The following is a 13,628-nucleotide window of genomic DNA, read 5'->3' as shown; positions in this document are numbered from 1 at the left end:
ATGATTTTTCCCATATTGCACATACCGGGTCTCGGCGATGGCATGACCATCGCGCTGGACGCCGTGTTGCATGTCGTCATAAGTCACGGTCTGGCCATTGGCCTCATGACCATGCTCATTCTTTTTCAAACCCTGACGTATATGGGCAAGGGGCCGCACTGGGCACGCATAACCCGCAGCTTGCTGGGGCCTGTGGTGGTGGTTATCACTTCCGTGGGTGCGGTGACGGGCGTGGGCATCTGGTTTATCACGGGCATTCTTGCGCCTGAGGGCATCGGCTCACTCATCCACCTCTTTTTCTGGCCCTGGTTCATTGAGTGGGGAGCCTTTACCTCAGAAGTCATTCTGCTGCTTTTTTACTACTACCTGTGGGACAAACTGGCGGAAAAGCACCCGGGCCGCCTGACCGCCCTTGGCTGGGGCTATGTGGTCATGGCCGTCATTTCGGCCATCCTAATCTCGGGCATTCTGGGCTTTATGCTCACGCCTGCCGGCTGGCCCTGGGGGCAGACTTTCGATCAGGCTTACTACAACCCCACCTTTGTGCCCCAGGTGTTTCTGCGGCTGGCGGCGGGGCTGGGCATTGGCTCATTGTTGCTTGCGGCCTGGATTGCCTGGCGCTTCAAAGGCACGCAGCAGGAGCGCGGCAGCGCCCTGCGGCTGGCTGGCGGTGTGTTTCTGGGCTGTGTGGCCGTGGCCGGGGTCAGCGCGTGGGTTTACTTCTCCCGCATTCCAATGACCTATCTGACCCACTGGAAGTTCGCGGTCGCCACCTCCTACATGTCGCAACTGCCGGACTTTTTGCCCACCCTTAATGCCGTGGGTGTCGGGGTGCTTTGCCTCACGGGGCTGGTCGCTGTACTGCGCTGGCCCATTATAAGCCGCATTCTCTGCATTCCGGCCATTCTGCTGTGCGTATTTATGGTTATGGAATTTGAGCGCATTCGCGAATTTGTGCGCGGGCCGTATCTGCTGCCCGGCTATATGTACGCCAATCAGGTGCCGCTGGTGGAAAAGCTGGCCCTTGATGAAAAGAACGAGAATTATCTGCCGCGCATGCGCTGGGTTGATGACAGCGGCAAGCTGCCGCCTGATATGGTGGCAGGGCAGGCCCTGTTTGCCGCCAATTGCGGGGTGTGCCACACCACGGTCAAAGGCGGACTGAACAATATCGGCATTCGCGTGGCCGGGCGTACGCTGGACAGCCTCAATGCCATTGTGGACATCACGGAAAACCTCGGTCCCTTCATGACGCCCTTTACCGGATCGGAATCGGAGCGCCTGCTGCTGGCCAACTATATCTATATGCTCGGAACAGAGCAGGGTTATATCAAGATCCCGCAGGCGCCGAAAACTCCGGCAGCCCATGCAGCGGGCAGGGAGGCGAAGTAGCCATGAACAAGTGGACTGACCTCTTCCTCCTGCATCCCCTGTCCGACGGTTGGCTCGATGGCCTGCTCTTTGTGACCTTTGGCCTGCATTTGCTTTTTGCGCTGCTTATCGTCGGTACAGCGGTGCTGGGTCTTGTGTTTTTTTTGCAAGACTGGCTGAACAACGACCAGCCGGGGCAGAGCTGGAACAGCAAATTCATGCACACCCACCTGGGCCTCAAAAGTCTGGCCGTGGTTTTGGGCATTGCGCCCCTGTTGCTCATACAAATACGTTATTCCTACTCATTCTTCACCACCACAGGGCTGTTCGCCTATGCCTGGCTGGCGGTGATACCCCTGCTTATCGTAGCCTTTCTGCTCATTGACGGATTTAACCATTCGATGGAAAGCCGCTCGTGGCTGGCGCTGCTCTGCGGCGTGATAGGCGTGGGAGCGCTGCTCACCGTGCCTGCCGTGTTTACCGGGGCGCTGGCTCTTATGGAACGCCAGCATCTGTGGGCCCAGTTCGGTCAGTCGGGCGGGCAGGATTTTGCCACATTGCCCGCATTGGCCCCGCACTGGCTGCTGCGTTATCTGCACGTCATCGGTGCAGCCCTTGTGCTTGGCGCGGCTTTTCAGCTCTTTTTCTCAACCCGCAACAATCCGGAAAAAGCCCCGCGCTTGCGCAACTGGGTTTTCGGCGCAACGCTGGCCCAGATCCTCATAGGTATCCCTCTGCTGTTTACTGTGGCTGCGGAACTCACCTGGACCATAGTAGCGGCGCTTACAGTGGGCGCGCTGGCCGCCCTGCTGGTCTTGTGGGTGCTGCGTCCCCGCCAGTCAGCTTCAGAGGCAGCCCCGCGGCCCGTGCCGCTGCCCGCGCCCCGCAGTTTGCTCTGGCTGCTGCCTCTGGCCTTCGCGGCCATGCTGGTGGGCCGCCAGTTCATACAGGACGAATCCCTCAATCCGCTACAGGCTGCCAACGACGCTTATCGTACAGAGCGGGCCAAGACTATGGATCCCTTCCGGCAGCCTTCGCTGGATGCTTACGCCCTCAAGCTCAAGACCGTGTACGATAACGGCGACACCATTTACGATCAGGCTTGCGCCCCCTGCCACGGGCTGGAAGGCAAGGGCGACGGCCCAGTGGCCGCGCGTCTGCTTATTCCTGCAGAGGATATTGCGGCCATTCGCGCCGACAGGGAGTATGTATACACCCTCGTGCGGGACGGCGTACCCGGCTCAGGTATGCCTTACTTCCGCCTGTATGACCGCGAAAAGATTGAAATGGTGCTGGATACGATGGGCAAGCGTTTTGACATGTACGGCAAGGCCGACGTGCCGCCGGACCGCGAGCCGGAAGGCGAGGCCATGTTTGTATGGGCTGAAACCTGCTCGGTCTGCCACGGTGTTGCAGGCGAGATCACGGAGTTTGGGCACACCCTGTTGCCCCCGCCCCCGGACTTGCAAAAGTTCGCAATGACCCATGCCCGTGCCCTTGAGGTTATCACCAACGGCTACCCCGGCACGGTCATGCCGCCATTCCGGCATCTGCCGCAGGAAGTGCTGGAAGATCTGACCATCATCAGCAATACCTTCCGGGTAGAGAAGTAGAGCTTTCAGAGTATGAAAAAGGGCTGTCCTAGATGTAGGACAGCCCTTTTTTTAATTTGCACTCGCATACCCTTTCTCTTCATGAATCCCCTTCTGGGGTAGGGCAACTTTAAAATACATTGCATTTCAAAGTTGTCGTTCTTCCATAAAATATGATTTCAGGCTGAATCCACGCCGCGTTGCTGTGCGCTTCACTCTTGTGCAGCTAGAGTATTCAATCTTTTTCAAGTTTAATGCTCTAAAAATGGTAATGCTAGCTCGTTGAGATGTTTGTGCTCTGAGTGGCTAAGCGGGAAGGCTGTTTGAGGTTTTTTATGCTGCACAGGAAAGCCTATGCAGCCGCATTCAGTTTATCAAGGTAAACAAGAATACTACAATATTATTAATATAATTAAAGGGGCAAGAAATGACCGAATATTTAATTATAGTAACATGCAAGATAGTAATAGGCTTCGCTATTGTCATAGCTCATTTAAATTTTTCAGGTAAAACACAATTGGCTCAAATGACGCCAATAGACTTTTTTGGGAACTTTGTGCTAGGTGCTGTAATAGGCGGTGTTATATATAACAATGAAATATCAATGCTGTACTACATAATATTATTAATAATATCCGTAGTCTTCCTTAATATAATCTCATTTTTAAGTAAAAAAATAGACAAGCTGCGGTCAATAACAATTGGTAAGGCCATTGTTATTATAGATGATAACAAGCTCTCTATCGAAAATGTAAACAGCAATAAGGTAGATATAGTCAGTATAATATCAAAAATACACTCTAAAGGGATAAAATCATTAGCTGAAATATATTTTGCTCAAATAGAACCAGATGGGCAACTGACTATTGTTTTGGAGAAAGATAAGTGGCCGTCATTAGTATTCAATATCAATGGGAAGTATCAGGAAGAGGAAATTGAAAAAATAAATAAAAACAAAGATTGGGTTGAAACATACATTAAGAATGCAAAAATTGATGATGATTCTATCTATATAATAGAATACGCATCTAATACGTTAAACATCGTTGATCGTGATGGTGTGCTATATAAAATAACTACTGATTAGGGGATCTTGACTTTAAAATTCTCTAGTTAGAACCTGTAGATGGCTTGTGCAATGTGTCCATAGGTGACACATGTTGCGTGATTCTATTACATCCGCAATATAAATCGTTTCACATGTGTCAGTAGGATAATCAAGGCGGGTCCAGGATCAGCCTGTGTTGATCCTAGACGTCGCTACTTTTGCGCAGCAATCAGTCCAGAGCAGCAAAAGCTGATTCCTCAGCAGGAGGGGCATCAAACGGGATGTGACTGCCTGATAATCCTTCCACCAGACAAACCGCAGGCTATTCTCACCATTACATCATGCATAGCTGGATATTGGTGTGGGGAAACACTGTGGTGACAGGAATAGGAAGAAGCGGGCACACTTCTCAGTGCAAAGTACGGCCTTTTCAGGCCCCCAGGCCCATTGCGTATTCGCGCTGTTCACGGCGGCGTACCAGCCAGAACACCAGCAGTGCGCCCAGCAGTTTGCTAACGCTCATGGTTATGATGGACCAGGGCGTGGCAAGGCCGATGATGAGCAGAAAAACAATGCTGTCCAGGGGCGCGCCTACAAGGCTTGAAATAAGTATGCGCTGCGAAAAGGGGCGATTGGTAAACGTGAACAGCGCCCAGTCGCCCATCTCGCCCATTGCAAAGGCGGCGGCGCTGGCCAGAGCAAGCTGGGGCGTGGCCATATACCAGCTCACAATGCAGCCCACCAGCATGGCCCACAGCACTTTGTGTCCCACCCGGCGCTGCGCATAATCGCGCACCACAAAAATAAAGCCTACCACAAGAGAGAGCGGGGCCCACAGTTCGCCATTGGGCAGCTCAATGAGGGGCGTTACGGCAAAGGCGTAGTTCACGCCAACGATAAGAGCCATGTAGGTGAAGAGAGTAAACATGGGCGCGAGAGTAAGCGTTGACGGCATGATCGTCAAGTATGGCGGCGTCTGCGGCTTGCCGGACGCAAGGGAATTGCTTGCAGCAATTACATGAAAAACAGAGGGTTTTCAGGGTATGGCAAGCGCGCTTTTTGCCCGGCGCAAGGGCAGGAAGGCTGGCTTGCGGCTTGACCGCAGCGCGCGGATATGGGACAGAAAAACAGATTTAGTATGTTTCTAGAGTAGATTTACTTTGAGAATACGCGTTCTCAAAGTTTAAGAGACGCCCGTTGCGGCGCATAACCGCGCAAATAAATAGCCGGGCTGTCTTCTCCGTAGCGATCTGTCCTGCCCCGCAAGACGGGTTCGTAACGGTTCGGGCAAGCCCTATGGACGCGTAAGCCGTTGCAGCGTCAGCGGTTTACGGATAACGACAGCGACTCTTTGGGTAAGTTTTTGCGTAACTCATTGCCGTCTTTATTCCTAGCTTCCTGCGGCACAACGGCTAAAGCAACGGCTGAAGCTGTAATCAAGCCTTCACGGCGGGCGGCTGCTCATGTAGCCGCCAGAGCAAGTTCAAAGTGAAATTGCTCAAGAAAATTTCTGCGCCTTTTGCGCGCAGCGTAGGCCGGTTTTTCGGCCAGGAGATGTAATGACCGACCTGCACTACCGTTGCGGATGGGTGGCGCTTATGGGCCCGCCCAATGCTGGCAAGTCCACCCTGCTTAATTCCCTTCTCGGGCAGAAGGTGACTATTGTCACGCCCAAACCGCAGACCACGCGCAATCAGATTGTGGGCATCCTCACCAATGATGATTCCCAGGTTATCTTTATGGATACGCCCGGCCTCACACAGGTGCGGGGCCGCCTGAGCAAAACGATGATCCAGGCTGTGTGGCAAAGCCTGGGGCAGGCTGATGTTATCATGCCGGTACTGGACGCCCACCTCTACATCCGCCACCCCGAATTTCTGGAGCGCGACCTGGCCCCGGTAGCTCAGGCTCTGGCCAGCGAAGAACGCCCGATGATCGTGGTGGTCAACAAGGTGGACCTGTTCAGCGACAAGAGCCGCATGCTGCCCCTGCTGACACGGCTGCATGAAATGTGGCCCAGAGCCGAAATCTTTCCTGTGTCTGCCTTGCGCAGGGATGGTCTGGCCGATCTGGTGGCTCTTATCAACAAGAATCTGCCTAAAGCGCAGGCTCAGTTTCCCGAAGACCAGATTTCCACTGCGCCTCTGCGCTTCATGACCGCCGAAATAATTCGCGAAAAGCTCTTTTTGCACCTGCGGCAGGAAGTTCCCTATTCTGTGGCCGTGGATATTGAAAACTGGGAAGAAGACGAAGAGCGCGGGCAAACCGTCATCCACGCCACCATTTATGTGGCTCGTCCCATGCACAAGGCTATGGTCATCGGCCGGGCCGGGCAGTCCATCAAGGCCATTGGAACCGAGGCCCGCAAGGACATTCAGGTTCTGGTGGACGGCAAGGTGCATCTGGAACTGTGGGTCAAGGTGCGTGAGCACTGGACCGAAGATGCGGCCTTTTTGCGCGACATCGGCATGATGGCGGAGTAGGTATGGAACTGCTGGACCGTTACCGTCATGTGCTGGACAGGCTGAACACAGCCTGTGCCGCTGCCGGGCGCGCCAGAGAGGACGTGACCCTCATTGCCGTATCCAAGCTGCATCCGGCGGAAGAGGTGGCCGTTGTGGCCGCTGCCGGGCAGGTGGATTTTGGCGAAAATTATGTGCAGGAAGCTTTGCAGAAACGTGAGGATCTGGCGGCGTCCGCCGGGTCCTCCACGCTTGCCGCAGGCATCCGCTGGCACATGATCGGCCATGTGCAAAGCCGCAAGGCCGCGCAGGTGGGCGGCGCCTTTGCCCTCATACATACCCTCGATTCGCGTAAGCTTGCCGACGGTCTTGAAAAGCGCATGAGCGGCGCTGAAGAGCGCCAGCCAGTGCTTTTCGAGATAAATATTGCCTCCGAGCCGCAAAAAAGTGGTCTTATGCCTGCAGATTTGCCGGCACTGGCCGATTATGTACTTGAGAACTGTCCTCACCTGGACATTCAGGGGCTTATGTGCCTGCCCCCGGTTTTTGATGCCGGTGATGCAGCGCGCCCCCATTTTGCCCATCTGCGCCAATTGAGGGACAGCCTGCAAAAGCACACAGGTCTGCCCCTGCCCACGCTTTCTATGGGCATGAGCGGCGACTTCGAAGCCGCTGTGGCCGAAGGGGCCACTCTGGTGCGCATAGGCACGGATATTTTCGGGCCGCGCTCGGCCAAAACGCCGCCTCTGGCATAGTGTCTGCATCAGCATGGAGGCCGGCTTTGCGGGTGGCGGCGTTTCGGGTCTCTCCGGGGTTTTCCGGGGACGTCCCTCCCGTGAACATGACGGCGGCACGGCACGGCTGTGAGTCCGCACAAGGCCAACGGAGTTGATTATGGCGGCCAAGGAAAAAGAAGCCCCCGCGCTGCCCGAAGGGCAGGCTGAAAGTCCCAAGAAAAAATCCCGGGTCAAGCGCCTCGTCATTATTTTGGCGATATTGCTCATGACATTGAGCGGCGCAGGGCTTGGCGGCTACTGGTGGCTCTATTTGCGCACCCCCTCCAGCAATGGGGCTGCGCTTGCAACTGATGCCACGGGAACATCTTCCGCCGCTGGGCAGTCTGCTGGTTCCGTCTCGGCGGGGCAGGGCGGACAAGCCGGGCAAGGCAATCAGGGCGCGTCTGGTCAGGCAGGTGGCGATGGGCGTATCGAGCGGCAGAGCGATCTGCCGCGCAGCGGCGGTATGGTGCTGCCCTTGCCGTCCATTACAGTCAATCTGTCAGACCCTGCCGGGCGGCGCTATCTTAAAATGAGCATGGAAGTGGAGGTCAATGCCGATGTTTCGGCGGCCCTCCAGGCGAACAACGCCCGCATCCGCGATGCCATCATCATGCTGCTGGCCGGTAAAAACTATGCCGACATAGCCAGCCCTGACGGCAAGGTGCTGCTCAAGGCCGAAGTGGCGGCGCGCCTTAATCAGATACTTGGCGCACAGCGCGTTATTCGCGTGTATTTTACTGACTTTGTTGTCGAATAATTTCTTGCGCGGCTTTGCCCGCACGGTCAACGCTCCGGGTGCAGACGCGCCCGGCGGCAGGAAGACAAAGAGGTGACCTATGTCGCAGGAAGATCAGGACGCTTTGGCCGCCCAGTGGGAAGCCGAACTCGCCCAAGAATCTGATGCAGCCAAAGCTTCAGACGGCGCTGCCGAACCCGCCGCCCCGTCCGAAACTCCCCCTGCTGGCGCAGACGCGCAGCGTCAGGCCGACGAAGCCCTGGCAGCCCAGTGGGCCGCCAGCATGGCCCAGGACGAAGAGGCGCATCCGCAGCAGTCTTTTGGCGGCGCTGGCGCAGGCATGGGCGGCCATGCCACGGACGCCCATTTCAAGGATATGACCGAAATGGCGCGTCAGCCCGGCGACAACAAGCTCAAGCGCGAGCTGGACTTCATTCTGGATATTCCTCTGGACGTCTCTGCCGAGCTGGGCCGTACCCGTCTGCTCATCAACGAACTGCTGCAACTTGGTCAGGGGTCTGTGGTGGAGCTGAACAAACTGGCTGGCGAACCGCTGGAAGTCTATGTGAACGGCAAGCTTGTGGCACGCGGCGAAGCCGTTGTCATCAACGAAAAGTTTGGCGTGCGCCTGACGGACATCATCAGTCCCATTGAAAGGGTAAAGCAGCTTGGCTAGCCTCGTCCATGCAGCAGCCTCCGCCGCTTCGGGCGGCGTGGCGTCTTCTTCCTTGCCCGCTGCTACTGAAGCGGGCATGTCGGGGCAGGCGGTGCGTGGCGCTGTGGAGCAGGGTGCGGCCTCGTTGCCGGGGCTTGACCGGGTGGTGGACAACGCCGTGGAACTGGCCCGTCAGGGGCTTGGCGCTGCGGCGCAGGCTGCGGGCCGTTTTGCCGATACCCTTTCTGACAGTCTCGACGGCGGCCTGGCCGGGCAGGCGGCTGCCAAGGCGGCGGAACACAGCACGGGCCTTGGCGAAAGCTCCTTTTCCTGGGGCAGCTACGCGCAGGCTGTGGGCATTCTGTTTTTGCTGGTGGCCATATTGTGGCTGGTTGTGTGGCTGGTACGCCGTTTTGGCAAGTTCAATTTTTTGCCGCGCCCGGGGGCCTTGCCCAAGGGAGCTCTGGTTATGGAAGCGCAATTGCCGCTGGGCCCGCGTAAGGGGCTTATGGTGGTACGCTTTTTGAATAGAAGGCTGTTGCTGGGCGTGACCGACCAGCACATAACCCTTCTGACCGAGGAGCAGGCGCAGCATGAGCCGCAGGACAAAAATTTTCAACAAGTCATGGAAGACGCCACTCGCGGTACTGACAGCCGCTAGTCTTCTTCTTTTGCTGCCCCATCTGGCCCATGCCGCTCAGGACATGGCCATGCCCACCTTGCAGCTCAGCCTTGCCGGCGGCGCAAAATCGCCGGAAAAAGTCTCGGTGCTGCTGGAAATTCTCTTTCTGCTCACCGTCCTTTCCGTGGCTCCGGCCATCATGCTCACGGTCACCAGTTTTACCCGCATCATCATCGTGTTCAGCTTCCTGCGTCAGGCTATGGGCGTACAGCAGTTGCCGCCTACCCAGATACTGGCCAGCCTCGCCATTTTTATGACGGTGGTCATCATGTATCCTGTGGGCAAGCAGATCAACGACGACGCCTTGCAGCCCTACCTCAGCGAACGCATGGACTATAAAGAAGCTCTGGACAAGGCGCAGGCCCCCCTGCGTACCTTCATGTTCAAGCATACCCGCGAAAAAGACCTTTCCATCTTCTATTCCATCAGTAAAATGGAAGCCCCCAAGAGCAAGGAAGAAGTTCCTACCATGCTGCTGGCTGCGGCCTTTGTCATCAGTGAACTGAAGACAGCCTTCACCATCGGCTTTCTCATCTATATTCCCTTTCTGGTGCTGGATATGGTCATCTCCAGCGTGCTGCTGGCTATGGGCATGATGATGTTGCCGCCCATGATGGTTTCCATGCCGTTCAAACTGCTGCTTTTTGTTATGGTTGACGGCTGGAATTTGCTGGTGGGATCGCTTGTCAACAGCTTCCTTCTCTGACGTGGAACTGGCATCATTTTTGTATCTACAGAGCGCCAGTGATTGGCAGTGTCAAAAAATTCCCTCGGGGGTAAGCGCATGTCTCCTGATTTCGTTATCGGTTTTGGCCGCCAGGCCATTGAATTGTGTCTCATGATGGCTCTGCCCATGCTGTCTGTGGGGCTGGGCGTTGGTGTGCTTGTCAGCGTTATTCAGGCTGCCACCCAGATTCAGGAGATGACCCTGACCTTTATCCCCAAGATCGTCTGCATGTTTCTGGCCCTGCTGCTGGCCCTGCCCTGGCTGATGGAACGCATGATAACCTTCACGCGTGACGTCTTCATCAACATCCCCAACTATGTGCGCTAGCTGTATGCGGTTCTCTTATATCTTCTTCAACGCAAGCGCGGGATATTCCCCTTGCTCAATGCTGCGGACGATGCACTATGTATCGGACTTTGTATAATCAGTATGATGTACAAAAAAGCATAGATAAAGCCGCCAATATCGCAGATCAGAATAAGTCTAGAAAAAATACAGAAAGAGTTTGTCTTTCAATAAAAAAAGGAAATGTCTGTGACATTTCCTTTTTGAGTTGTCTGATGGCGCTTAGTTGTGTAAATAAGAGGGCGTGCGCCTTGTTAAACGCAACAAGGCGTTCTTGTTCTTTGCGCAAACCGCGTGTTGAAGTCGCGGTTTACTGCATCGGACTCTTATCAGGATTTGGCGCGCGCAGCCGCAGCCAGTCCCAGCAGAATGCCCCCGGCCTGGGCCACATTAAGCGAGTCAAAGCTTCGCGCCAACGGTATGCGCATCATATGTGCGCAACGTTTGGCAACGCCGGGCCGCAAGCCTTTGTCTTCATTGCCCAGCACCAGAATGGCGGGCAGGCGCATAGGTTCGGCAAAGGCGTCAAGGCTGCCGGAACCCGCCTGGCCTCCAGCGCCGTAGATGGTCAACCCGGCCTCTTCAGCGCTGTCCAGGGCATGGCCCAGATTGGTCACGCGGGCTACGGGCAGATGCTCAAGAGCGCCTGCGGCGGCGCGGCGCGCGGCTGGTCCAAGATAGGCGCTGTTGTGGCGGGGCAGAATGATGCCCGCGCCCCCCAGGGCGTAAAGGGTGCGGCAGAGCGTACCCACGTTGCCGGGGTCCTGCACCTGATCGAGGGCAAGGATTATGGGCAGGGGAGCCTGCTCCACGGTGGCAAAAATGTCTTCAAGCTCGCAAAAGCTGGTGACAGACAAGCGGGCCACCACGCCCTGATGCCCCACGGCATCGCGCCCGGCGTCACGGTTGCCGCCACTGGCGGGGCGACACAGGCGGTCGAGCACAGGCGGATCCACCAGAGTAAAGCGCACATCGTTTTTCCGGCAGAGGTTCTGCATTTCGCGAGCCTCGGGACCACGAAGTCCCTTCTTGCAGAACACGCAGTCAATGCGCTGCGGGTCGCTGGACAGCAGTTCCAGCACGGGTTTGAGGCCCGGGAGAAGAGGGGCGTCTTCAGATTGAGTATGCATGCACGCCTCCGCACGAGGTAAAACGGCCCCCACGGGTGGCCGAGGTAAAAATTACGAGGACAAGGGCGTCCACAGTCATGCGGCTGTGTACGCATCTTCCTGGCTCATGGCAAGCCGGGCAGACAAGGAGATCACCATGACGGTATATAGTATGGACATTGCTGCGCAAGGACGCAAGGGCGCAACTGTTGGTCTTCGCCTTTGTGTGCTGGCAGCCGTGTGCTGCCTCATGCTGGCCGGAGGCTGCGCCTCACGGCAGGACGGCGGATCTGGCAAGCGTGGTGTGTCCTTTTCCATCCCCGATGATGATCCCACACCTCTGAGCAGCAAAGAAATGGCGGCGCTCAAATCCACAAGCCAGGTGGATAAGAACGTGCCCCCCGAAGCTATGGATGACGTGACGCGGCAGTACAAGTACTACCTGCGCAAGGGGCGCAACTCTGTCTGCGTGTTTTCCAAAAGGGCAGAAGGGTATTTGAACTATTCCCGCCAGGTCTTTCGCTCGCGCGGTATTCCCGAAGATCTCGCGTATCTTGCTATTGTAGAAAGCGGCTACCGGGTCGATGCCCGCTCTCCCGTGGGCGCCACTGGCGCGTGGCAGTTCATGCCCGCCACTGGCGAGCGCTTTGGTCTCACGCAGGACTGGTGGACCGACGAGCGTCTCGATCCTTATGAATCAACGGAAGCAGCGGCGGACTATCTGCAGAAACTGTACGACTACTTTGGCGACTGGCCTACAGCCGTCGCCGCCTACAACGCTGGCGAGGGCAAGATCAGCCGCGCCAAGGAAGGCACAGGCGGCAAGAACTTCTATGAGGTCAAGGCCCGCAACCACATGCTTGACGACAAGGCTCAGCTGCGTGACGAAACCAAGCAGTATGTGCCGCGCTTTCTGGCGATCACCAAGATCATGCGCAACCTGCCAGAACTGGGTTTTGAGTCCATCCGGCCTGAAAACGCGCCGGGCGTGCTGCGCCTCACGGCGCGCCCCGGCACTGACCTCAATGGTCTGGCCGATGCCTGCGGCATGAGCTGGAGCGACTTTGCAGTCTATAACCGCCATCATAAACGCCGGATTACGGATACGGGGCGTTCAACCTTTGTTTATGTGCCTGCCAGAAACGAGCGTCAGGCCCAGGCTTTTCTGGGGTCGTCCCGTTGCACGGCCTATGCCGGATGGGGTGCCATGCGTGTGGCCAGTAGTGGCGACTCGTGGGAAAAAATCAGCCGCCGTAGCGGAATCCCCGTTGCCCAGTTGCGCGCGCTCAATCCTGGTGAAAGCCGGTTGAGTGCCGGGCAGACCGTGTTGGCCCCGCGTTCGGTGGATATGTCTGCCCGAGCGGTGGCGGCGCTGGACAGCAAAGGTTCGGCAAGGGACGAGAACAACAAGAAATCAGCCGCGTCTGGCAGATCAGTTGCTCAAGCCCCGGCATCAGCGCCAGTTCGAGCGTCTGCGCAACCCGCCCGTGCGGCAGCTTCATCGGGCAGCCATACGTTGCAGCCCAATGAAACCCTGTACGCTGTGGCCCGGCAGTATAACGTCACCGTCAAAGATTTGCAGGATCATAACAATATAAGCAATCCCAATGCGCTTCACGCCGGAACCGTACTGCGCATTCCAGGCGGCGCGCCGTCTGGCGGCGTATCCGCAGGCTCTGACGGCAGGGTGGGCAGCAAGACTTCCGCCAAGACATCCAGAACTACATATACTGTCCAGGCCAAGGACAGCCTGTGGAAGATCGCGCGCGAGCACAAGGTCAGCGTTGAGGATCTTATGCGGTGGAACGGCGTAAACGAGAAGAATCTGCGCGCTGGTTCTGTGCTGGTTGTGGAGCAGTAGGCCGGGTTTGCGGGGGCTGCTATGAAGGGCCATCAGTTTTCAGGATGTGCCGTTTTTTGGGAAATCCGCCCCTGTGGCCGTAAAAACGGATTTTGCCTTCGCAGTGCTGCAACAATCTGATAAAAAAAGAAGAATTTGGTTGACACCTGACCCCCTTTGAGGCAAGTTCTCGTTTCGCGCAACGGCGGTGACTTCAAAACGACACACAAGCGAAACAAAGTTTCGCGAAGTCGAAAAAAGTGATTGACGGGGTTCGAAAAG

The 13,628-nt window shown here is 56.4% G+C and carries 14 protein-coding genes; 11 read left to right on the top strand and 3 right to left on the bottom strand.

The features are described from left to right. The 3 genes from HNQ38_RS11295 to HNQ38_RS11285 all read left to right on the top strand — a co-directional run bounded on the left by HNQ38_RS11295 (position 1) and on the right by HNQ38_RS11285 (position 4,050). The gene (locus HNQ38_RS11295) at positions 1-1,392 is read left to right on the top strand and encodes a c-type cytochrome (RefSeq protein WP_183720874.1); all 1,392 of its coding nucleotides are present in this window, start codon (positions 1-3) and stop codon (positions 1,390-1,392) included. 2 nt (positions 1,393-1,394) lie between these two features. Beyond that, positions 1,395-2,984 carry a c-type cytochrome gene (locus HNQ38_RS11290; RefSeq protein ID WP_183720871.1) on the top strand — a complete coding sequence of 530 codons (1,590 nt, stop codon included), beginning with the start codon at positions 1,395-1,397 and terminating at the stop codon, positions 2,982-2,984. A 406-nt stretch (positions 2,985-3,390) separates the two neighbouring features. Beyond that, positions 3,391-4,050, top strand: coding sequence for a DUF421 domain-containing protein (locus HNQ38_RS11285; protein ID WP_183720868.1), 660 nt, complete (start codon positions 3,391-3,393; stop codon positions 4,048-4,050). Between the two features lie 391 nt (positions 4,051-4,441). Here HNQ38_RS11285 and HNQ38_RS11280 read toward each other — a convergent pair whose 3' ends face one another. Further along, positions 4,442-4,966 (bottom strand): VUT family protein, encoded by a 525-nt coding sequence (locus HNQ38_RS11280; RefSeq protein ID WP_183720866.1) that lies wholly within the window; start codon positions 4,964-4,966, stop codon positions 4,442-4,444. 604 nt (positions 4,967-5,570) lie between these two features. On the opposite strand from HNQ38_RS11280, the gene era reads away from it, so the two are divergent. The 7 genes from era (at position 5,571) to fliQ (ending at position 10,379) form a co-directional block, all read left to right on the top strand. Then, the gene (gene era / locus HNQ38_RS11275) at positions 5,571-6,494 is read left to right on the top strand and encodes a GTPase Era (protein WP_183720863.1); all 924 of its coding nucleotides are present in this window, start codon (positions 5,571-5,573) and stop codon (positions 6,492-6,494) included. 2 nt (positions 6,495-6,496) lie between these two features. Next, positions 6,497-7,228, top strand: coding sequence for a YggS family pyridoxal phosphate-dependent enzyme (locus HNQ38_RS11270; RefSeq protein ID WP_183720860.1), 732 nt, complete (start codon positions 6,497-6,499; stop codon positions 7,226-7,228). Positions 7,229-7,367: 139 nt separating this feature from the next. Further along, entirely contained in the window at positions 7,368-8,009 is a 642-nt protein-coding gene (locus HNQ38_RS11265) for a flagellar basal body-associated FliL family protein (RefSeq protein ID WP_183720857.1), read from the top strand. A gap of 79 nt (positions 8,010-8,088) precedes the next feature. Further along, positions 8,089-8,664, top strand: coding sequence for a flagellar motor switch protein FliN (gene fliN / locus HNQ38_RS11260; RefSeq protein WP_183720854.1), 576 nt, complete (start codon positions 8,089-8,091; stop codon positions 8,662-8,664). Beyond that, positions 8,657-9,304, top strand: a complete 648-nt coding sequence (gene fliO / locus HNQ38_RS11255; protein WP_246388124.1) for a flagellar biosynthetic protein FliO — start codon at positions 8,657-8,659, stop codon at positions 9,302-9,304. Before fliN ends, fliO begins: the two co-directional genes overlap by 8 nt. Continuing rightward, positions 9,237-10,031: a flagellar type III secretion system pore protein FliP gene (gene fliP / locus HNQ38_RS11250; protein WP_246388123.1), complete on the top strand. Its 795-nt coding sequence runs from the start codon at positions 9,237-9,239 to the stop codon at positions 10,029-10,031. The genes fliO and fliP overlap by 68 nt, the downstream gene beginning before the upstream one ends. Before the next feature lie 78 nt (positions 10,032-10,109). Continuing rightward, positions 10,110-10,379 carry a flagellar biosynthesis protein FliQ gene (gene fliQ, locus HNQ38_RS11245; RefSeq protein WP_183720851.1) on the top strand — a complete coding sequence of 90 codons (270 nt, stop codon included), beginning with the start codon at positions 10,110-10,112 and terminating at the stop codon, positions 10,377-10,379. Between the two features lie 347 nt (positions 10,380-10,726). On the opposite strand, the gene HNQ38_RS11240 is transcribed toward fliQ, so the two are convergent. Continuing rightward, on the bottom strand, positions 10,727-11,527 hold the full coding sequence (locus HNQ38_RS11240; RefSeq protein WP_183720848.1) for a TrmH family RNA methyltransferase: 801 nt from the start codon (positions 11,525-11,527) through the stop codon (positions 10,727-10,729). Between HNQ38_RS11240 and HNQ38_RS11235 the strand changes: the two genes are divergently transcribed. Beyond that, positions 11,526-13,367, top strand: a complete 1,842-nt coding sequence (locus HNQ38_RS11235; protein ID WP_246388122.1) for a lytic transglycosylase domain-containing protein — start codon at positions 11,526-11,528, stop codon at positions 13,365-13,367. The genes HNQ38_RS11240 and HNQ38_RS11235 overlap by 2 nt on opposite strands. Before the next feature lie 32 nt (positions 13,368-13,399). Here the strand turns inward: HNQ38_RS11235 and HNQ38_RS14100 are convergent. Further along, positions 13,400-13,628 (bottom strand): hypothetical protein (locus tag HNQ38_RS14100; protein WP_221277885.1); only part of this gene is annotated, 229 nt, incomplete at its 5' end.

The sequence above is a fragment of the Desulfovibrio intestinalis genome (assembly GCF_014202345.1).
Classification (GTDB): Bacteria; Desulfobacterota; Desulfovibrionia; order Desulfovibrionales; family Desulfovibrionaceae; genus Desulfovibrio; species Desulfovibrio intestinalis.
Note: the sequence above shows the minus strand (reverse complement) of the source record. Positions and strands in the feature narration are given on the sequence as shown.

What these genes read in the sequence shown, in the direction of transcription:
- HNQ38_RS11290 (WP_183720871.1), top strand. Translation starts at nt 1,395, where the DNA reads ATGAACAAGTGGACTGACCTCTTCCTCCTGCATCCCCTGTCCGACGGT.
- HNQ38_RS11295 (WP_183720874.1), top strand. Translation starts at nt 1, where the DNA reads ATGATTTTTCCCATATTGCACATACCGGGTCTCGGCGATGGCATGACC.
- HNQ38_RS11240 (WP_183720848.1), bottom strand. Translation starts at nt 11,527, where the DNA reads ATGCATACTCAATCTGAAGACGCCCCTCTTCTCCCGGGCCTCAAACCC.
- HNQ38_RS11285 (WP_183720868.1), top strand. Translation starts at nt 3,391, where the DNA reads ATGACCGAATATTTAATTATAGTAACATGCAAGATAGTAATAGGCTTC.
- HNQ38_RS11265 (WP_183720857.1), top strand. Translation starts at nt 7,368, where the DNA reads ATGGCGGCCAAGGAAAAAGAAGCCCCCGCGCTGCCCGAAGGGCAGGCT.
- HNQ38_RS11270 (WP_183720860.1), top strand. Translation starts at nt 6,497, where the DNA reads ATGGAACTGCTGGACCGTTACCGTCATGTGCTGGACAGGCTGAACACA.
- HNQ38_RS11280 (WP_183720866.1), bottom strand. Translation starts at nt 4,966, where the DNA reads ATGCCGTCAACGCTTACTCTCGCGCCCATGTTTACTCTCTTCACCTAC.
- fliP (WP_246388123.1), top strand. Translation starts at nt 9,237, where the DNA reads ATGAGCCGCAGGACAAAAATTTTCAACAAGTCATGGAAGACGCCACTC.
- HNQ38_RS11235 (WP_246388122.1), top strand. Translation starts at nt 11,526, where the DNA reads ATGCACGCCTCCGCACGAGGTAAAACGGCCCCCACGGGTGGCCGAGGT.
- fliN (WP_183720854.1), top strand. Translation starts at nt 8,089, where the DNA reads ATGTCGCAGGAAGATCAGGACGCTTTGGCCGCCCAGTGGGAAGCCGAA.
- fliQ (WP_183720851.1), top strand. Translation starts at nt 10,110, where the DNA reads ATGTCTCCTGATTTCGTTATCGGTTTTGGCCGCCAGGCCATTGAATTG.
- era (WP_183720863.1), top strand. Translation starts at nt 5,571, where the DNA reads ATGACCGACCTGCACTACCGTTGCGGATGGGTGGCGCTTATGGGCCCG.